Raw genomic sequence first — 18,205 nt, forward strand, 5'->3', positions numbered from 1 at the left:
GACCGTTGCGCTGCCGCGTGGCGTGTCTCGTGCTGCATTCGGGGTGCTCAGATGTATAGCGACTACGGACTTTTCATCGACGGAGCCTGGCACTCAACGGGCGGGGGAGGCTTCACGCCGGTCCTCAGTCCGGTCACCGAACGGGCGCTTGGCGAGGTACCGAACGCGAGTGGGGAGGACACGCGCGCCGCGCTTGAGAGCGCTGATCGCGGATTTCGTTCCTGGAGAGCCAAGTCCGCCTTCGAGCGGGCCGACGCCCTGCATCGGATAGCCGACGAAATGCTGCGCCGCAAGGACGAAGGGGCACGGATGATCTCCAGCGAGACCGGCAAGCCGCTGGCGCAGTCGGAGCGGGAATGGGCTCTCGCGGTCGATCAATTCCGCTGGCATGCCGAGGAGGCGCGTCGCATCTACGGACGTGTCATCGAGAGCCGTGTCCCGGGCGGGCGTTTCGAGGTCCTGCATGAGCCTGTCGGCGTCGCCGCGGCCTTCACGGCCTGGAATTTCCCCGCAGCACTGGTGGCCCGCAAGGTCGCGCCAGCGCTGGCCGCCGGCTGTTCGATCGTGGTGCGCCCCTCGAGCCAGACCCCGGGCACGGCCATGGTCATGATTGACTGCATGCGAGCGGGCCTGTTGCCTGCGGGCGCGGTCAGCCTGCTGGTCGGCCCCACGGAAGCCACCTACACGCCGATCATGGCGTCGAAAGTAGTCCGGAAAGTGTCCCTGACCGGCTCAACGCGGGTCGGTCAGCAGATGATCCGCGATGCCGCCGATACGGTCAAAAAGGTCTCGATGGAACTGGGCGGCAACGCGCCGCTGATCGTCTTCGATGATGCCGATATCGAGACCGCGCTCGGTGTGGCGGTGCCGACCAAATATGCCAACGCCGGCCAGGTCTGCGTTACGCCCGACCGCTTCTTCATCCATGAAAGCCTGCATGACAAATTCGTCGAGGGCTTCGTCTCCCGGGCGAAGTCGCTAAAGCTTGGCGATGGTCTCGACCCCTCGGTGCAGATGGGGCCGCTGATCAACCGCAAGCGGCTCTCAGACATCGAGGCCGTGGTCGCGGAGGCCGAACGGCAAGGTGCCACGGTCGCCGCCGGCGGCCGCCGTGCGGCGGCCTTCAATGCCGGGCATTTCTTCGAGCCCACGGTGCTGACCAATGTCAGCGACGACATGGCGGTCTTCGCCGAGGAGAATTTTGGGCCGGTGGCGGCGATCAGCTCGTTCTCCAGCGACGACGAGGCGCTGCAACGCGCCAACACCTCCGACATGGGGCTTTCGGCCTACGCGTTCACACAAAGCCCGAAGCGTGCACGCCGGGCGGTTGCCGAACTGAAGGCTGGAATGGTCGGCGTCAACAGCTTCGCTCTTGCAGCCTCGGAGGCGCCCTTCGGCGGCACCAATTTTTCGGGCATGGGCAGGGAAGGGGGTATCGAGTCGATCAGGGACTACCTCGACACCAAGCTTGCCCAAGTCGTGTTCTAGGGCTGCCGCCATGATCCCCAACATCCTCAGGAAGCTCTGGGCCGATGGCCGTCCGACCATCAATGGCTGGCTCTCGATAGGCAATTCGTTCACCGCCGAGATCATGGCCGCGCAGGGCTATGACAGCATCGGCATCGACCTGCAGCACGGCGCGCTCGACTACAACGCCATGCTGTCCATGCTGCAGGCCATGCGCGCCTCGGGCGTCACCCCGCTGGTGCGTGTCCCCTGGCTCGAGCCGGGCATCATCATGAAGGCACTGGACGCCGGCGCCTACGGGATCATCTGCCCGATGATCAACACCGCGGAGGAAGCCGCACGATTTGTCTCCTGTGTGCGCTATCCGCCGGTGGGTCAGCGCTCCTTCGGGCCAACCCGCGCCAATTTCGCGGTCGGCGCCAACTATGCGGCGGAAGCCAATGGCGAAATCCTCGCCTTCGCGATGGTCGAGACCGCCGACGCGATGGCTAATCTCGATGCGATCGCGGCCACGCCAGGGCTCGACGGCATCTATGTCGGGCCGGCCGACCTGACCTTCAGCCTGCACGGCGGTCGCCTGCCTCCCGCCTTCGACCGCGAAGAGCCGGAAATGATCGAGGCGTTGCAAACGATTGTGCGGGCATGCCGCAATCATGGCATTCGCGCCGCGCTGCATTGCGGCACTCCGGAATATGCCGGCCGCGCCGTGGGGTGGGGCTTCGACATGACCACCGTCTCCAACGACGTGCGCCTGCTCGCCGGCGCAGCCGACGCCGCCGTGAGGCGGTTCCGAGCGCTAACGGCAGCAGCGCCCGCCAAGAGTGCCGACGCCAGGGGAGGCTACTGATGCCGCACGTGCTTGTCGCAGGCAAACTGCATCCTAGCGGCGTCGCCCTGCTCGATCGGGCTCCGGGTGTAACTTACGACTATGTCGAGGAGGTTTCCGAACCAAGCTATGCCTCGCTGATCGGCAAGGCCGATGGGCTGGTCATTCGCACCCAGCCGCTGTCGGCTCCGACTATCGACAATGCACGCAACCTCCGCATCGTCTCGCGGCATGGGGTCGGCTACGACTCGGTCGACCTGCCGGCGCTCAACAAGCGTGGTATCGCGCTGGCCGTCGTCGGCGATGTCAATTCCGTCTCCGTGGCCGAGCACGCCATCATGCTGCTGCTGGCAGCCGCCAAGCGCACGCTGCGCGCCGATCGGGCCGTTCGCGAAAAAGGCTGGAACTGGCGCAACAAGCTCGAGGCGTCGGAACTAGCGGGCAAGCGGCTGCTCATCATGGGTTACGGCCGGATTGGCCGGCATCTGGCCCGTATGGCCGCTGGCTTTTCCATGGAGGTCGAAGCCTACGATCCGTTTCTTGAAAAGGTTGGCTGGCCGGATGGCCAGGTAAGGTCGGCCGGCGACCTCGACGCGGCGGTCGGTCGTGCCGACGCGATTTCCGTGCACGCGCCCAAGGGTGAGAGGCCGCTGATCGGCGCTCGTGAATTCGGGCTCATGAAACGCGGCGTCATACTGATCAACACCGCACGCGGCGGCGTGGTCGACGAGTCCGCCCTGATCGAGGCGCTGCGCGGTGGCGCGGTGGCAGCCGCGGGACTAGATGTCTTCGACCACGAGCCCCCTGACCCGGATAATCCGCTGCTGGCTATGAATCAGGTGATCCTGACGCCGCACATCGCCGGTCTCACCGCCGAATGCGGGGAACGCATGGCGGTGTCCTCGGTCAGGAACGTCCTCGATTTCTTCGAAGGCAAGATCGACCCTACGCTCGTCGTCAATGGATCAGAAATCAATGGGAAATGAGAAACCCAAGCTGCGGGTCGGGCTGATCGGGACCGGCTTCATGGGCAAGACCCATTCGTTCGGGTTCGCCGCGGCGGAACGTGTTTTCGATCTGCCCTTCGAGCTCGAGCTTCATACCGTCGCGGACCGCACCGAAGAACTTGCCTGCGCAGCTGCGCGTGCGCTCGGCTTCAAGAACGCTACCGGCGATTGGCGCCGACTTGTCGGTGATCCGGATATCGATCTTGTCGACATCACCGCGCCAAACGCGTTCCACCACGAGATGGCGCTGGCCGCGATCGCCGCCGGCAAGCATGTCTATTGCGAGAAGCCGCTTGCACCGCGCGCAGCAGAGGCCGCCGAGATGGCAAACGCTGCCGTGTCTGCCGGCGTAAGCACACAGGTCGGGTTCAACTATCTATGCAATCCGATGATGGCGCTGGCCCGTGAACTCATCGCATCCGGCGAGCTTGGCGAAATCCGTAGCTATCGCGGGATTCACGCCGAAGACTACATGGGCGACGCGGACGGTCCCTTCACCTTCCGCCTCGACCCGGTAGGTGGCGGTGCGCTGGCCGATCTCGGCAGTCATGCCTTGGCGACCGCCGAGTTCCTGATCGGCCCTATCGAACGCGTTCTTGGCGACGAGGTCACCGTCATCAACAGTCGCCCGGACGCCAAGGGCGGCCGTACCGCCGTCGAGGTCGACGACATCGGCCGCGCATTCTTGCGCTTCGCCAACGGCGCCACGGGCAGCATCGAGGCGAGTTGGGTGGCGACCGGCCGCAAGATGCAGCATGACTTCGAGATCTACGGTTCCAAGGGCGCGTTGACGTTCAGCCAAGAGCGCTTCAACGAGCTTCATTTCTACGTCGCGGCGGATGCCGGCCGTGTCCGTGGTTTCCGTCGGATTGAAGCAGGGCCTGATCATCCGCCCTACGGACTGTTCTGCGTCGCCCCAGGCCATCAACTTGGCTTCAACGATCTCAAGGCGATCGAGATAGCGCTGTTTCTTGAGGCCATCGCGGGCCAGCGCTCCGAGCCGTTCGGCTTCAAGTCCGGGCAGCGCGTTCAGGAACTCGTTGAGGCCGTTCACACGTCGGCGGTTGAGACTCGCTGGGTCTCCACCCTAAAACATGTCGCGTGAAAGAGGATTCACGCAACCTGCTTCAGGTCTTTGATTTAAAGCATGCCTCCCGAAACCGCTGCACACTTTCGGGAGGCATGCTTTAGCGAGCAACTAAACTCTTGGGTTCGCCCAAGGTAACGGCGCGCTATAAGCCGCGTTTGGACGACCGCCTCGGCACTATTGCAGGCTGACGCGCTAGCCAGCCGCCATCGACCGGCAAAACTCGCGCCGTGCACGTATTCGGAGGCTGGCGAGGCCGTATGCACCCGCTTCGGGCAGGCGGAGAGCGACCCCGCGGCTCCCAGGCCGGAGAGTGCTCCGGCTACGACGCAGACCTTCCATCCACACGGTTCATTGCACGACCTCATATCCGGCGGCGGCCATGACCCTCATCAGTTCAGCATGTCCCTTGATCGCCATCGCTATTGGGGGAGAAACCTTTGGATCCTGCTCGGCTTCGACCACGAACCATCCTTCATAGCCATATCGCGCCAAGCGCTTAACGATCGCCCCGAAGTCGAGGTCGCCGTCGCCAGGCACCGTGAAGGCGCCTTTGACGACGGCGTCGAGGAAGCTTTCCCTGTCGCGATCAATCGCCTTAATCACGTCGAACCTGACATCCTTGGTGTGTACATGGGAGATGCGCGCGCTGTGCCTGTCGATGACGCCCAAGACGTCGCCACCGGCGAAAGCCATGTGCCCAGCGTCAAACAACAGCGGCAGGGCCTCGCCTGAGTGCTTCATCAGGAGATCGACTTCCGCCTCGGTCTCGATCGCGGCGGCCATGTGGTGGTGGTAGGCGATAGGCATTCCTTGTTCGGCGCACCATTCGGCAAAGTCGGTCATTTTCGCGCCGTATGTCCGAATGTCCTCCTCGCTCAGCTTTGGCTTGGTTGCCAACGGTTTGGCGCGGTCGCCCTGGATAGAGCGCGCCACCTCGCCATAGACGATGCAAGGAGCGTTCATAACCTTGAACAGCTCCATCTGCGGCGCGATCCGGTCTTTCTCGCGCTCAATATCGCCGTCGAGAAGTGCCCCGGAAAACCAGCCCCCGCATATCGAGATGCCAAACTTATCCAGGATCGGACCGAGCTCAGCGGGGTCGAGCGGGAACCGTCTGCCGGTCTCCATGCCAGTGAAGCCTGCCACAGACGCTTGCCTCAGGCATTCATCGAGACTGACATCGTCGGATAATTCTTCCAGATCGTCGTTCCACCAGGCGATGGGCGCGATTCCGAGCCTTGCTTTCATCTACAACTCCCGAGCACGTTGGACGAGCATTCAGTGTTTGCCGAAATGAGCGAGAGGCCGGCTGTCCATTCTGGACTATCATGGCGCATCATATACGTGCTGCTCCCCTGCAATCGCACAGGGCCTTGAGCATCGTATCAGCAGGTGAACGGGTCTTGCCCCCGTACGTCGCCAATTCTCCCTCCGGCGCTTTCTCCTGTTGGCAACGACAATTCCTATTGACAATTTGGCTGGAGCGCAACAAACATTGCAGGCTTTTGCAACGAAATTTGTTGCGATCGATTTCTGGGAGGAATTGTTGCAACGAATCGCTGTGCTCGGCTGTGGCCGAATTGGAGTGATGCATGCCGCAAACGTTGCGGCGCATTCAGGAGCAAGACTGGCCGGCGTCTACGATGTGAACCTAGACGCGGCCTCCGCCTGCGGCGCCAGGTACGGCGTGCCGGTATTTCAGTCTTCCGACGCCGTGTTTGCAGCGGACGACGTCGATGCCGTGCTGATCGCTACTTCTACCAGCACCCACTCAGATCTGATCGAAGCCGCGGTCAGGGCCGGAAAGCCAATCCTCTGCGAAAAGCCGATAGATCTGGATTTGAAGCGGGTCGAACTCTGCAAGCGCCGCATTGGCGCTAGCGATGTGCCGATCATGCTGGGCTTCGTGCGTCGCTTCGACCCCGGTCACCGGGCCGCGCGCGAGGCGATGCTGGCTGGCGAGATCGGCGACCTGCACCAGGTGATCATCACCTCGCGCGACCCCGGCATGGCATCTTCCGCTTACATCGAAGTCTCCGGCGGCATCTTCCGCGACATGACCATCCACGACTTCGACCTCGCCCGCTACCTCCTGGGCGAGGAGGTGGTTGCGGTCTCGGCCAGTGGATCGCGACTGGTGGACCCTCCGCTGATGGAACGCTGCAACGACTACGACACCATCGCGGCTGTCCTATCCACTGCTTCAGGCAAGCAGGCAATAATCACGAACTCGCGACAGGCAGCCTACGGATACGACCAGCGGGTCGAACTACTTGGCAACAAGGGCATGCTAATTTCGGAAAATCGTCGCAACAACCATGTCACCAAGCATGTCCGCGACGCGACGAACGTCTCCGCGCCGCTGCTGAATTTCTTCATCGAGCGCTATTCCGAAGCGTTCAATGTCGAGATCAGCGCCTTTGTAAATTCCATCGAGGCCAAAAAGCCTGTCGAGGTCGGGTTCGAGGATGGGAGGCTCGCGCTCGTCCTGGCCGAGGCCGCGGTAAAATCCGTGACCGAACACCGGGTCGTTGCGGTCAAAGAGATCGGCTGACGAGTACAGGCGAACTGGCCGATCGGGTGATGCGGGGTCACGCGAGGTCTGGGCTGCGGCTCACCGCAGAAAAACGTTCGCGCCATCGAGAGCGCGAAAAGGTCTTCGCCCCCGACTACTAGGCGCCTGTGTGCCTGTCGGTTGCGCAGTTGGACGTCACAGGGGTCCACAACAGGAGTGATTAGGGATGTTTGTGATGAATGGATCCGATGAATTCCTTGGCGCGATACAGCTGGATGACTTTCGATCCCAGGTAGAGGTGGCCACAGCCGACTATCCTCGAGCGGCCGAAATCACATCCAACATCCCGATCTACGACGGCCGCGAGGTGGACGAGGGCATCAAGCGGGAATGGGCCGATGTAATTGGAAAGGGGCCTGGTGTTTTCGTCGTCCGCAGTGCGTTCAGGGACCTTTCCGCCGTCGATGCGGCGACCGAGATCTTTCGGGAGATTATCGCGGATGAACGAGCTGCCGGTATCTCGGGCGGCGACCACTTCGCGAAGGCCGGGGCCAACGACCGCATCTGGAACAGCCTGCAAAAGCTGTGCCTGCGCGCTCCTGAAGTCTACGTGCGATACATGGGCAACCCAATTGTCGATCTGGCCTGTCGTGCCTGGCTGGGTCCGGATTACCAGCTGGCAACGCAGGTTAATCAGGTGCGTCCGGGTGGCAAGGCGCAGGCCCCGCACCGTGACTATCATCTGGGCTTTATGACGCCTGACCAGATGGCACTTTACCCGCCGCACGTTCACCTCATGGGACCAACGCTGATCCTCCAAGGCGGGGTAGCTCATGTCGACATGCCTGCTGCGAGCGGCACCACAAAGCTGCTTCCCCACTCGCAAAAGTATCCTCAGGGCTATGTCGCTGCACAGCTTCCAGAATTCCGCGACTATTTCGAAGCGAACTGCGTCCAGCTCCCGATGGCCAAGGGCGATGCGATCTTCTTCAGCCCGGCGCTGTTCCACGCCGCGGGCGAGAACAAAACGACCGATTTCGTTCGAATGGTGAACCTGCTGCAGGTTGCCTCGGCGTTCGCCAAGCATATGGAGAACATCGACCGCCTAGCGATGGTGAAGGCTATTTTCCCATATCTTGGCAGTCTCTCGGCGCAGGAAAGGGCGGGGGTTATCGCGGCAACCGCGGATGCCTACCCTTTTCCCACCAATCTCGACGCCACTCCCCCGGTCGGCGGCCTGGCGCCCGAAAGCCAGAAGGCGCTGCTCGCACGGACCATCGCCGAGGGATGGGACTACCCGCGTTTTGAAGCTGCGGCTGACCAACAAGCGCAAAGACGCCGCGCCTGACCGGCATACCGCGCCTGCTTCCGGCGGTTGCAAACTGGAAGCGCCCCTAAGGGAGGATAGCAAAGTGAAGAAGATCCTGAAATCAATCATGCTTGGCGCGATGATCGCCACGTCGGCGATCTCAATGGCCTATGCGAAAGGCGAGAAAATCGTCTTCATCAGCTTCGCGCCCGACAGCGACACCTGGTGGAATGTGATCAAGAATGCGCTGAAGGAGACCGGCGACGAAATGGGGGTGCAGACCACGTACCAGAACCCTCCGACGGGTGACCTTGCGGATATGGTTCGCCTCATCCAGCAGGCGACCGCCGCGCATGTCGACGGCATGATCGTTGCGTTGGCCGACTACCAGACGCTCAAGGCGCCGCTTGAGGCGGCGATCTCGGCCGGCATCCCAGTTGTCACCGCGAACTCCGGTACGCCCGAGCAGTCAAAGGAACTCGGCGCTCTGATGCATGTGGGGCAGGCGGAATACGATGCCGGGCATGCCGCCGGCGAGCGTGCGAAGGCAACCGGCGCCAAGACATTCCTTTGCGTCAACCACTATATCCAGAACCCATCTTCAGTCGAGCGCTGCCAAGGGTTTGCCGATGGCATGGGCGTCGCGCTGGGTGATCAGATGATAGACTCGGGCATTGATCCCGGCGAGGTGAAGGGCAAGGTAATGGCATACCTGACCAAGCACGCGGACACCGGCGCAATTATCACCTTGGGTCCCAACTCGGCGGCTCCCACGGTCGAGGCGGTGAAGGAGATGGGCATCGCCGGCAAGATCAACTTCGGTACATTCGACCTGTCGCCCGAAATCACTGCCGGCATCAAAGACGGCACCATCAACTACGCCATCGACCAGCAGCCTTACCTCCAAGGAGCCGTTCCCGTCTTCGTCCTGACGAACTTCATCCGATACGGCATCTCGCCTGCCAACTCGGTGAAGTCGGGACCGTCCTTCGTGACCAAGGACAATGTGGAGAAGGTCGAGAAACTCGCCGGCGAATATCGCTGAGCACGGTCAGCGAGGGCGTGTGAGCGCCCTCGCTCTCCTTGGATCATCAAATGGGAAGGCAGACATGACCGACGAACGAATCAAGAATGTGTCGCCACTTCGTCAGGCTCTCATCCGGCCTGAACTTGGAGCGATGGTGGGGACAATCCTTGTCCTCGGTTTCTTTCTCGTCATTGCGGGCGGCAGCGGCATGTTCGCGCCGGAGGGTATCTTGAACTGGTCGATCGTTTCGGCGCAGTTCATGATCATTGCCGTTGGCGCCTGCATGCTCATGATCGCAGGCGAATTCGATCTTTCCGTCGGCTCGATGATCGGCTTCTCCGGAATGATACTGGCGCTGCTGATGACGGTCGGCGGCGTACCCTGCTGGGCTGCCATTCTGATAACCTTCGCGTTGTCGATGGCGCTCGGCGCGGTGAATGGCTTGCTGGTCATCAGGACTGGGTTGCCCTCCTTCATTGTCACGCTGGCTTTTCTCTACATCCTGCGCGGAATGACGATCGCCACTACCGTTTTTTACACGCGCAAAACAACTATAGCGGGGCTTGAGCCCTACACGCAGAACGATTGGCTCGCCCCCCTTTTCAGCGGAAAGATCCTCTCGGGTTTTTTCGTCTGGCTCGGCCATGTGGGCTGGCTGAGAACCTTCACGGCCGGCAACAGGGCGGGCCAGCCCGTTGTCGATGGAATACCTATGTTAATCATTTGGGCGATCGCATTGGTTATCTTTGCGCAATGGTTGTTGACGCGAACGCGTTTTGGCAATTGGGTTTTCGCCGCGGGCGGCGACCAGCAGGCGGCACGCAACATGGGCGTGCCAGCCAATCGCGTTAAGCTGCTGATGTTCGTCTTCTCCGCTTTCTGCGCGTGCCTTTTTGCCACGTCGCAGGTGCTTGAATTCAACTCCGCCTCAGCCGACCGCGGCCTCTTGAAGGAATTCGAGGCGATCATCTGCGTCGTTATCGGAGGTGCATTGCTAACCGGTGGGTATGGCTCGATCATCGGCGCTGCTCTGGGCGCGATCATCTTTGGCGTGGTTCAGCAGGGGCTGTTCTTCGCCAATGCCGAGAGTTCTCTCTTCCGCGTGTTCCTGGGCGGCATACTGCTCGTGGCCGTGATCATGAACACCTACATCCGTCGTGCGATTACAGGAGAGCGATAATGACCGCCCCTATCGTCGAGATGATCGACATTAAGAAGCACTTCGGTTCCGTCATCGCGCTGAACGGCGTTTCCTTCGACGTCAGGCCAGGCGAATGCCATTGCCTTCTCGGCGACAACGGCGCCGGAAAATCGACTTTCATCAAGATCATGTCGGGCGTGTTCAAACCAAGCGGGGGTGAAATTCGCGTCGCCGGGCAGATGGTCGGTTTTGCCACGCCCCGTGATGCGATGGGCGCTGGCATCGCAACCGTCTACCAAGACTTGGCGATGATCCCGTTGATGAGCGTCACCCGCAATTTCTGGATGGGCCGCGAACCTCAACGAGGCATATGGCCATTTCGCAATATGGATTTCGAAAAGGCAAATACGGTCACCCTGCAGGAGATGCGTAAGATGGGCATCAACCTACGCGGTCCGGATCAGGCGGTCGGCACGTTGTCGGGCGGCGAGCGTCAGACTGTGGCAATCGCGCGTGCCGTCTATTTCGGAGCCAAGATCCTTATTCTGGACGAGCCGACATCGGCTCTTGGCGTCCGGCAGACGGCCAACGTGCTTTCCACCGTCGATCGGGTGCGCAAGCACGGCATCGGTGTTGTCTTCATTACACACAACGTTCGCCATGCCTTGGCCGTGGGTGACAGGTTTACCGTTTTGAATAGAGGACAGACCTTGGGAACGGCCGAGCGCGGAAAGGTCCGTGCGGAGGAACTCCAGGAGATGATGGCTGGCGGCGGGGAGCTGGCGGCGCTCGAAGCCTCACTCGGCGGTACGATCTGACAGCGCAAACATTTCACTCGCAGCTTGGGTACCGCGTCTCGATCTCGCCAGCAGAGCGAAGGGACTAGCATGAGCTTCACCGACAAAAGTTGTCTGCGAACCCCGCCGCTTGCGCGGCGTCAGCGCCTTGGCTTTGTGGGAGGCGGTCGGGGTGGCCTTGTAGGAGATTGGCATTTCGCCGGAGCGCGTTTGTCAAACCACTGGGATGTCGTCGCCGGCGCCTTGTCTTCGCGACCCGACAACGCTGTGGCTTCCGCCCGCGACTGGATGATCCCACCGCAACGCTCCTATTCCGACTTTCGCCAAATGGCGCAAGTAGAAGCCGCGCGCGCCGACGGCATCGAGGCGGTTGCGATCTGCACGCCAAACTGGAACCACGCCGAGATCGCCGCGTGTTTCCTCAAGGCGGGAATCGACGTCATTCTCGACAAGCCGATGACGACAACGATGGCCGATGCCAAGATGCTTGTTGCGCTTCAGCGCCAGACAGGGGTGTCGCTCACGATGACCTATCCCTACGCGCACCACGCCATGGTTCGACAGGCGCGCGCGATTGTCGACAGTGGTCTTCTGGGGACCATCAATCAAGTCCACCTCGAATATCTGCAGGAATGGAATTGCGCGGCCCAGCCAGTCGATACGGCTGTGTGGCGTCAGGATCCGTCGAAGGTCGGGCGGTCCTCGATTGTTGGCGATATCGGAACGCATGCCTATCACCTGCTCAAGACGATGACCGGCCTGGATGTTTCCGACGTGAGGGCTGACATGTTCATTTGTGGTGGCAGGAAACCACAACCCGACACGGCACACATCAACCTGCGACTGTCCAACAGCGCCCCGGGGTTGATGCACCTATCCAACGCTACGCCTGGGCAATATTGCGGCCTGCGCATTCGCGTCTGGGGCAGCGGGGGAGCTGTGGAATGGGATCAGGAGCGGCCCGAATACCTGAAGTTTACGCCTTTGGAGCAGCAGGAGCAGACCTTCGTTCGCGGCGTCGGCAATGGCGTCCTTGGCGAAGCCGAGCGGCTTGTTCATCTGCCCCGAGACCATGGCGAGGCGCTGACCGACGCCTGGGCCAATCTCTACGCTGAAGCGGCTCTCGTGATCGCGGCGCGTCGCGCAAGACGTCAGGCCCCTGCAGGCGTGCGGCTTGCTGGAGCGGCAGAGGGATTGGCCGGTATGCGCTTCATAGACGGCTGCGCGGACAGCTATGAGGCCGGCGGCGCATGGATCAAGCTTCAACACGACGAGTGATCGACATGCAAAGCGCGATCCGTTTTGGGCTCAACCGGATGTGTCTGCCGCATAGACCACTCTCTGAGTTCCTCGATCTGGCGGTCGAGGTCGGAGCGGAAGCCGTTGAACTTCGCAACGATCTGCCAGGGCTCGAGATCGCCGATGACCGCCCTCTTAGCGAGGTCAGGGATTTGGTGCAGCAGAGCGGTTTGGCGATTGCCTCCGTCAATTGTCTAGAGGATTTCAATGCGCTTGTTGACTTGAGCCATGCCGAGAAGTTGATCACTAGCACGGCTGAGTTGGGCGCGCCGTTCCTGGTGTTGTGCCCACTCTTTTTGGAAGGCCATGGCTGGAGCGAAGCGGAGGCGGCGCTCAATCTGAGGCGCGGCCTGAAATCCCTGGCCCCCATACTTTCCGACCATGACGTCGTTGGGCTGGTGGAGCCGCTCGGCATGCCGACCAGCACTCTTCATAGCCAAACTGCGGCCGTCGATGCAATCGAGGACGTGAACGGTTGGCAAAACTTTGCCATCCTGCACGACACATTCCAGTTCTGGCGCGCGGCGGACACGGTCATTCACTATGACCGCATTGGCTTGGTTCATGTTTCGGGTATCGCGCCCGGGACCAAGGACCGTTGCGACCTGCGCGAGCCGGATCGTGGTTTCGTGTTTGCCGGCGACAGGGCGCGCAACCGCGCACAGATCCGGGACCTCCGAGATCACGGCTATGACGGCGTGGTATCGATGGAGCCCTTCGACCCATGCGTTCACGACGATCCCGCCATTGCTCGGCGCCTGAAGCAGAGCTTCGATTTCCTCAATTTGGAGGCCGGTGGTTCAAGGTCGGAATAACGCGATATCCAGAAGGGGAGCGAACGTGTTGCTAAATGGCAGCGCGCTTGCTGCCTTCCGAGGCTACCGACCAGGGCGGCATCGGAGCAGTGCCTGCGCGATGGCCGCTTGACCTGCCAGTACCTCATCGAGCAATAGCCACTAGGTCACAATCGACGAGTCCGTGCGATTGTGCAAGGAATATTGCGTAATCGCAAAGTTCCAGTATGGTCGTCATCGAAAAGGATCGACCATGCAGTTTTCGCGATCAAAGCCTCACTCTGCCAGCGAGCTGATGACTACTTTGAATTCGGCTCAGGACAATATGGGCAAGGGCGGACGGCGCGTTGCAAATTTTTTCATCGCGAACCTTGGAGAGACTGCCCTTCTATCAAGTTCCGAGGTCGCGACCCGCTGCGGCGTGAACGCATCCAGTGTTGTGCGATTCGTCCAGGCTTTGGGATTTTCCGGCTACCGGGAATTCCAATCGATTCTACAACAACATTTGTCCAAGTCGATGGTCGACGCCAGGCACTCAGGCGTTGGCGGGATTTCGTTGCCCGAGATTTCGAAGCCGCTGCGTCTTTATCTTCTCGCCGATTCCGGGCGATCGTTCAACGAGGCCGCGGAAGCCGCCGCGAAGAACTTCAGCGCGCAAAACCCGTCGGTCGAAATTGAAACAGAGTCCCATGTCTCATACGCTGTCGAACCTGAGGACTTCGCGGGCCGGATTAGGAGCGCGGCCGAAAAGTCCGATGGCATTATCCTGGTCGCCAGAGAGCATCCGGCAGTCAACGACGCAGTGAGGGCAGCCACGGGACGGGGCCTCCCGGTGATCTGCCTGACCACCGATCTTCCCTTGTCGGGAAGGGCAGCTTACGTCGGTTCGGACCAATATGTCTCGGGGGCTACGGCAGCCTGGCTTTGTGGGCGAATGCTTCCGCGCGGGACAACCGGCAAAGTCCTATTTGTTTGCAGCGTGCCATTTCGCTGCCAGCAAGACCGCGAGCAGGGGTTCAGACACGTCCTGCGAACAGAATTCTCATCCTTGGCCATCGATGAAAGGGTAAGTTCCAACGAGAGCATTGAGGTCATCTATGAGGCTGTCCGGCGATACATAGCAAAGAACGGCCCGCCGGCGGCTATCTACAATGTTTCGGGCGCCAACCTGGGAGTTGGGCGCGCGCTTGAAGCTGAAGGTCTTAGTCATTCGATCGTGTTTATCGGCCATGAGTTGAACGCGAACTCGCGGTCCTTGCTCGAGCGGGGCATCATGGACGTGACGATCGGTCATGACTTCGATCGCGAAATAGCGCTGTCGGTAGAGTGCATAAGGATGGCGCGGCAGGGGGTTCAACCCGTCAATCGCATAACACAAAGTCAGGTATTCACTCGCTTCAATTGCGCTATCTTCTGATTGCCTGAAGCATTCTGCGGTGAGGCAGGATCATTGGCGACTGAAATGGTTCCGCGCTTCAGTCGCCCGTCAGTCCCTCTAGATCGCCAGCTTCGAGACCGGGGTCGGAGGGGCGAAGGGGTAGGCGCCCCAGACTGACTGGTCGAAATTGATTACAGAGCCCGTCATCATCCCGGCATCCTCCGAAGCCAAAAATGTGACGGCCTTGGCCACTTCCGTGGGAGCCAGCAGGCGCTCGAAAGGTTGTTCGGCCGCAGCCTTTTCGAGCCAGTTTGCGTCCGCGCCGTGATACTCGCGCTGGATGCGGTCCTCGCCGTCGGAAGCCATCCAGCCGATGTTCAGCTGATTGACGCGGATCTTGTTCCGCATCGTTGCAAACGCGGTGTTGCGGGTAAGCGTGGCAAGAGCCCCCTTGGAAGCGCAGTAGGACGCGATGAACGGTTGCCCGGCAAGCGCCGAGGTCGAGCCAATGTTCACGATCGCCCCTTCGACGTTGTCTCGAACCATCCGGCGAATTGCTTCCTGCATCAAAAAGAAGGGAGCGCGCGTATTGATCGCAAACATCCGGTCGAACAGCTCTTCGCTCGTATTGAGGATGTCGCCTCGGTCTGTGAGACCGGCGGCATTCACTAGAACATCGACGCGCCCAAAGGCCGTATCCGCGGCCTCAATCACCGTCCTACAATCGGCTACGCTCGCCAGATCGGCTTGGACGAAGCGAACGACGCAGCCTGTCTTAGCCTCAATCGCCTCGGCGACGGCGCCGCCCTTGTCGGCGTTGCGCCCGCAGGTGATAATTCCGGCGGCGCCCGCGTCTGCGAAATGCATGGCGATCGCAGCACCCAATCCCTGTGTCCCGCCGGTGATCACCGCGAATTTCCTATCGACTCTGTTCATTTTTCAATGCTCCTCAGGTCTGCAATGAAATTTGCAGAAGAAATCAATGCGGAATTTGTATTGACACGCATGCAAAAATGCAAGATGCTTTGCACAATGCACGCAAAGAATAGTGCCCGGCTTGCATGACAGGCCGCAGGGGAGGAAATTGATGTTGCGTATCGCCGTGCTCGGCTGTGGCCGGATTGGTCAGATGCATGCTGCCAATGTCGCGCGGCATCCGCGATCCAAGTTGGCGGCGGTATTTGATGTCAATTCAGAGGCGGCCGAAAAGGTCGCGGCGGCTCAGGGCGTTAAGGCCGCGGCCAGCGCAGAGGAGATTTTCGCGTCCGACACGGTGGACGCCGTTCTGATCGCCACGGCAACTCCCACCCACGCCGACTACATAGAAATGGCCGTCGCTGCGGGTAAAGCGGTTCTGTGCGAGAAGCCGATCGACCTTAGCCTGGCCCGCGTCGAGGCTTGCGCCGCCAACATCGGCGATACCAAAATCCCGATCCAGCTCGGCTTCAACCGTCGTTATGATCCCGGGCATAGCGCAGCGCGAACGGCGATGCTGGCTGGCGATATAGGCGAATTGCACCAGGTCATTATCACGTCACGCGATCCGGCGCTGCCGCCGCGAGCCTATCTGGAGGCGGCGGGCGGACTGTTCCGGGACATGACGATCCACGACTTCGATTTGGCTCGCTTCATGCTCGGCGAAGAGCCGACCGAGGTCTTCGCGCTAGCCAATGCACTCATCGATCCGGCACTTGGAAGGGAACTCGATGAAGTCGACAGTGCAATGTTCATCCTGAGGACCGCGTCGGGCAAGCAATGCCACATCAACAACTCGCGCACGGCGGTCTACGGCTACGATCAGCGCGTTGAGCTCATCGGGAGCGCGGGCATGCTTCTTTCCGACAACCGCAAACCTCACGAATTGCGCCGCTTTACAAGCACGGCCGCCGAGGCGAGCCAGCCGTATCAGTTCTTCTTTCTCGAGCGCTACCAGGAAGCCTTCATGGCGGAGATCGATGGGTTCGTGGACTGTGTGGAGAAAGGCGCCGTTCCGCTGGCGAGTTTCGAAGATGGGCGCCGTGCGCTCATCCTGGCGGAAGCGGCTTACAAATCCATGAAAGAGGCACGCTTGGTGCGTGTCTCCGAGGTGGCTGCATAAAGCATTCGGCGGCGGATCCGCAGGAGGAAGAAAGATCCGCGCAGTGGGAGGAGTGGCGTTTGGTGAAGTCTGGGCTCGCACGGATCGCTGTGTCGGGACATGACCGAGACCGGTCCCGCAATGGCGCCGGGCATCTTGGCTGTGCCTTCCTTGCGATCACGATCGAAGGAGAACCGCGAAAGCGTGCCCTCACTGCCGACTTCTCCGCAGGGCTCTTTTAATGCGGCCAGGCAAGCACTGCAATTGCATTTGCGGGTGACGACATCGCGAACGATGTCTCATCGCAAGGTCGAACCTTTCTGTGGTGAGCACAGAAGGCCCAAGCGGCGTCAAGCCCGGCTCAACGGGCGGTCGGACCGCGCAACAAAAGGAGGATTCAATGAAATTTCCAACTCTCCCCATTTCTCGCCGCAGAGCCGCCAGCACGGTTGCTTTCGGCGCGCTGTTCCTTGCAATAACCGCCGGAACCGCGCTTGCCGAATACAAAGCCGCGGACGTGAGGATCGGTTTCACCCCGAAGTTTCTCAAGGATGATTTCCAGACCCTGATGCTGGATCTCTCAAAGAAGGCCTTCGATGCAAAGGGTTTCACCCTGGTCGGTGCTCCTGATCCGAATGGCGATATCGCCGCCGAAGTCGATGCGCTCCAGAACATGATTGCCAACGGCGCAAATGTCCTGGTCTTCGCGCCCATTGACGCCGCGGGAATCGTTCCGGCGGTCAAAAAGGCGAACGACGCCAACGTCCTCGTCTTCTCGATCGATGATGCTCCCGCGGGCGGCAAAGTGACGGCGACGGTGCGCGCGGACAATGTCGACGCAGGTGTTCAAGGCGCCAAGGAAATGGTCAAGCGCCTGCAGGCAAAGCCGTGCTGGACCGACAACAGCTGCATCGTGCTCGAGCTGCAGGGCGCCCTGACCACCCCCAACGGCCGCGATCGCTCCGACGGTTTTTCCAAAACGTTGCACGAGCTCGCGCCCAAGGTGAATCTGATACAGCGCCCGACCGAATGGACTGCCGACATGGCGGCCGACGCTGCGCAGAACGTCCTCACCCAGAATCCTTCATTGAGCGGTATCTTCATGGCATCCGAACTCATGGCATCGGCCGTGAACGCCCAGCTCACCAACGCCGGCAAGGGCGCTCCGGTGGGGGACCCGAACTCGGTGATCCGCATCGCAATCGATGGAACGCCTCAAGGACTGCAGCTGATCCGCGGCAAGGCCCTCGACGCGACGGTGTCGCAGCCCCTGAGCGCCTATGCGAGCAAGACGGCCGACCTGATCGAACTCGTCTCCAAGGGTGGCAAGATCGAGATCGGACCGCGTGACGACGGCCAGGTTATCGATACTCCCGTCGGACCGCAGTACCAGCTCAAAGCGACGCTGGTGACAACCGACAATGTGGACTCCCCTGATCTGTGGGCCAACAAGGTCGGCAAATAAGTTCAGGAGGAAC

General features: G+C 60.8%; 16 protein-coding genes. 14 read left to right on the top strand and 2 right to left on the bottom strand.

Annotated features, from left to right (window positions below; genetic code table 11):
• Positions 1–51: 51 nt before the first annotated feature.
• Genes FJ548_RS05380 through FJ548_RS05395 form a run of 4 tightly spaced genes read left to right on the top strand, consistent with a single transcriptional unit; the run spans position 52 to position 4,405 of the window.
• Positions 52–1,488 (top strand): NAD-dependent succinate-semialdehyde dehydrogenase, encoded by a 1,437-nt coding sequence (locus FJ548_RS05380; protein WP_140607656.1) that lies wholly within the window; start codon positions 52–54, stop codon positions 1,486–1,488.
• 10 nt (positions 1,489–1,498) lie between these two features.
• The gene (locus tag FJ548_RS05385) at positions 1,499–2,314 is read left to right on the top strand and encodes an aldolase/citrate lyase family protein (protein WP_140777194.1); all 816 of its coding nucleotides are present in this window, start codon (positions 1,499–1,501) and stop codon (positions 2,312–2,314) included.
• Positions 2,314–3,279, top strand: coding sequence for a hydroxyacid dehydrogenase (locus FJ548_RS05390; protein WP_140777195.1), 966 nt, complete (start codon positions 2,314–2,316; stop codon positions 3,277–3,279). Before FJ548_RS05385 ends, FJ548_RS05390 begins: the two co-directional genes overlap by 1 nt.
• Complete coding sequence (locus FJ548_RS05395) at positions 3,269–4,405, top strand: Gfo/Idh/MocA family oxidoreductase (RefSeq protein ID WP_140777197.1); 1,137 nt, start codon at positions 3,269–3,271, stop codon at positions 4,403–4,405. Before FJ548_RS05390 ends, FJ548_RS05395 begins: the two co-directional genes overlap by 11 nt.
• 333 nt (positions 4,406–4,738) lie before the next feature.
• Here the strand turns inward: FJ548_RS05395 and iolE are convergent, their stop codons facing one another.
• Positions 4,739–5,638, bottom strand: a complete 900-nt coding sequence (iolE, locus tag FJ548_RS05400) for a myo-inosose-2 dehydratase (protein WP_140777199.1) — start codon at positions 5,636–5,638, stop codon at positions 4,739–4,741.
• Positions 5,639–5,933: 295 nt separating this feature from the next.
• Here iolE and iolG (FJ548_RS05405) point away from each other — a divergent pair, with 295 nt between their 5' ends.
• The 8 genes from iolG (FJ548_RS05405) (at position 5,934) to FJ548_RS05440 (ending at position 14,689) form a co-directional block, all read left to right on the top strand.
• Entirely contained in the window at positions 5,934–6,944 is a 1,011-nt protein-coding gene (gene iolG / locus FJ548_RS05405) for an inositol 2-dehydrogenase (RefSeq protein ID WP_210242643.1), read from the top strand.
• A 187-nt stretch (positions 6,945–7,131) separates the two neighbouring features.
• Entirely contained in the window at positions 7,132–8,253 is a 1,122-nt protein-coding gene (locus FJ548_RS05410; protein ID WP_140777201.1) for a phytanoyl-CoA dioxygenase family protein, read from the top strand.
• A gap of 64 nt (positions 8,254–8,317) precedes the next feature.
• Entirely contained in the window at positions 8,318–9,259 is a 942-nt protein-coding gene (locus tag FJ548_RS05415) for a sugar ABC transporter substrate-binding protein (RefSeq protein ID WP_140691491.1), read from the top strand.
• Between the two features lie 64 nt (positions 9,260–9,323).
• The gene (locus tag FJ548_RS05420) at positions 9,324–10,421 is read left to right on the top strand and encodes an ABC transporter permease (protein ID WP_140691494.1); all 1,098 of its coding nucleotides are present in this window, start codon (positions 9,324–9,326) and stop codon (positions 10,419–10,421) included.
• Entirely contained in the window at positions 10,421–11,200 is a 780-nt protein-coding gene (locus tag FJ548_RS05425; protein WP_140607649.1) for an ATP-binding cassette domain-containing protein, read from the top strand. The genes FJ548_RS05420 and FJ548_RS05425 overlap by 1 nt, the downstream gene beginning before the upstream one ends.
• 69 nt (positions 11,201–11,269) lie before the next feature.
• Positions 11,270–12,457: a Gfo/Idh/MocA family oxidoreductase gene (locus FJ548_RS05430; protein ID WP_140777203.1), complete on the top strand. Its 1,188-nt coding sequence runs from the start codon at positions 11,270–11,272 to the stop codon at positions 12,455–12,457.
• Between the two features lie 5 nt (positions 12,458–12,462).
• Positions 12,463–13,293, top strand: coding sequence for a TIM barrel protein (locus FJ548_RS05435; RefSeq protein WP_181168716.1), 831 nt, complete (start codon positions 12,463–12,465; stop codon positions 13,291–13,293).
• 232 nt (positions 13,294–13,525) lie between these two features.
• Positions 13,526–14,689, top strand: coding sequence for a substrate-binding domain-containing protein (locus FJ548_RS05440; protein WP_140777207.1), 1,164 nt, complete (start codon positions 13,526–13,528; stop codon positions 14,687–14,689).
• A 78-nt stretch (positions 14,690–14,767) separates the two neighbouring features.
• Here the strand turns inward: FJ548_RS05440 and FJ548_RS05445 are convergent, their stop codons facing one another.
• The gene (locus tag FJ548_RS05445; protein ID WP_140777209.1) at positions 14,768–15,586 is read right to left on the bottom strand and encodes an SDR family oxidoreductase; all 819 of its coding nucleotides are present in this window, start codon (positions 15,584–15,586) and stop codon (positions 14,768–14,770) included.
• A 148-nt stretch (positions 15,587–15,734) separates the two neighbouring features.
• Between FJ548_RS05445 and iolG (FJ548_RS05450) the strand changes: the two genes are divergently transcribed.
• Both iolG (FJ548_RS05450) and FJ548_RS05455 read left to right on the top strand, forming a co-directional pair.
• Positions 15,735–16,748, top strand: a complete 1,014-nt coding sequence (iolG, locus tag FJ548_RS05450) for an inositol 2-dehydrogenase (RefSeq protein WP_210242641.1) — start codon at positions 15,735–15,737, stop codon at positions 16,746–16,748.
• A 379-nt stretch (positions 16,749–17,127) separates the two neighbouring features.
• Positions 17,128–18,192 (top strand): sugar ABC transporter substrate-binding protein, encoded by a 1,065-nt coding sequence (locus FJ548_RS05455; protein WP_140607643.1) that lies wholly within the window; start codon positions 17,128–17,130, stop codon positions 18,190–18,192.
• Positions 18,193–18,205: the final 13 nt, after the last annotated feature.

The organism is Mesorhizobium sp. B2-4-17, from assembly GCF_006441275.1.
GTDB lineage: Bacteria > Pseudomonadota > Alphaproteobacteria > Rhizobiales > Rhizobiaceae > Mesorhizobium.

What these genes read in the sequence shown, in the direction of transcription:
- FJ548_RS05380 (WP_140607656.1), top strand. Translation starts at nt 52, where the DNA reads ATGTATAGCGACTACGGACTTTTCATCGACGGAGCCTGGCACTCAACG.
- FJ548_RS05385 (WP_140777194.1), top strand. Translation starts at nt 1,499, where the DNA reads ATGATCCCCAACATCCTCAGGAAGCTCTGGGCCGATGGCCGTCCGACC.
- FJ548_RS05390 (WP_140777195.1), top strand. Translation starts at nt 2,314, where the DNA reads ATGCCGCACGTGCTTGTCGCAGGCAAACTGCATCCTAGCGGCGTCGCC.
- FJ548_RS05395 (WP_140777197.1), top strand. Translation starts at nt 3,269, where the DNA reads ATGGGAAATGAGAAACCCAAGCTGCGGGTCGGGCTGATCGGGACCGGC.
- iolE (WP_140777199.1), bottom strand. Translation starts at nt 5,638, where the DNA reads ATGAAAGCAAGGCTCGGAATCGCGCCCATCGCCTGGTGGAACGACGAT.
- FJ548_RS05410 (WP_140777201.1), top strand. Translation starts at nt 7,132, where the DNA reads ATGTTTGTGATGAATGGATCCGATGAATTCCTTGGCGCGATACAGCTG.
- FJ548_RS05420 (WP_140691494.1), top strand. Translation starts at nt 9,324, where the DNA reads ATGACCGACGAACGAATCAAGAATGTGTCGCCACTTCGTCAGGCTCTC.
- FJ548_RS05425 (WP_140607649.1), top strand. Translation starts at nt 10,421, where the DNA reads ATGACCGCCCCTATCGTCGAGATGATCGACATTAAGAAGCACTTCGGT.
- FJ548_RS05430 (WP_140777203.1), top strand. Translation starts at nt 11,270, where the DNA reads ATGAGCTTCACCGACAAAAGTTGTCTGCGAACCCCGCCGCTTGCGCGG.
- FJ548_RS05435 (WP_181168716.1), top strand. Translation starts at nt 12,463, where the DNA reads ATGCAAAGCGCGATCCGTTTTGGGCTCAACCGGATGTGTCTGCCGCAT.
- FJ548_RS05440 (WP_140777207.1), top strand. Translation starts at nt 13,526, where the DNA reads ATGCAGTTTTCGCGATCAAAGCCTCACTCTGCCAGCGAGCTGATGACT.
- FJ548_RS05445 (WP_140777209.1), bottom strand. Translation starts at nt 15,586, where the DNA reads ATGAACAGAGTCGATAGGAAATTCGCGGTGATCACCGGCGGGACACAG.
- FJ548_RS05455 (WP_140607643.1), top strand. Translation starts at nt 17,128, where the DNA reads ATGAAATTTCCAACTCTCCCCATTTCTCGCCGCAGAGCCGCCAGCACG.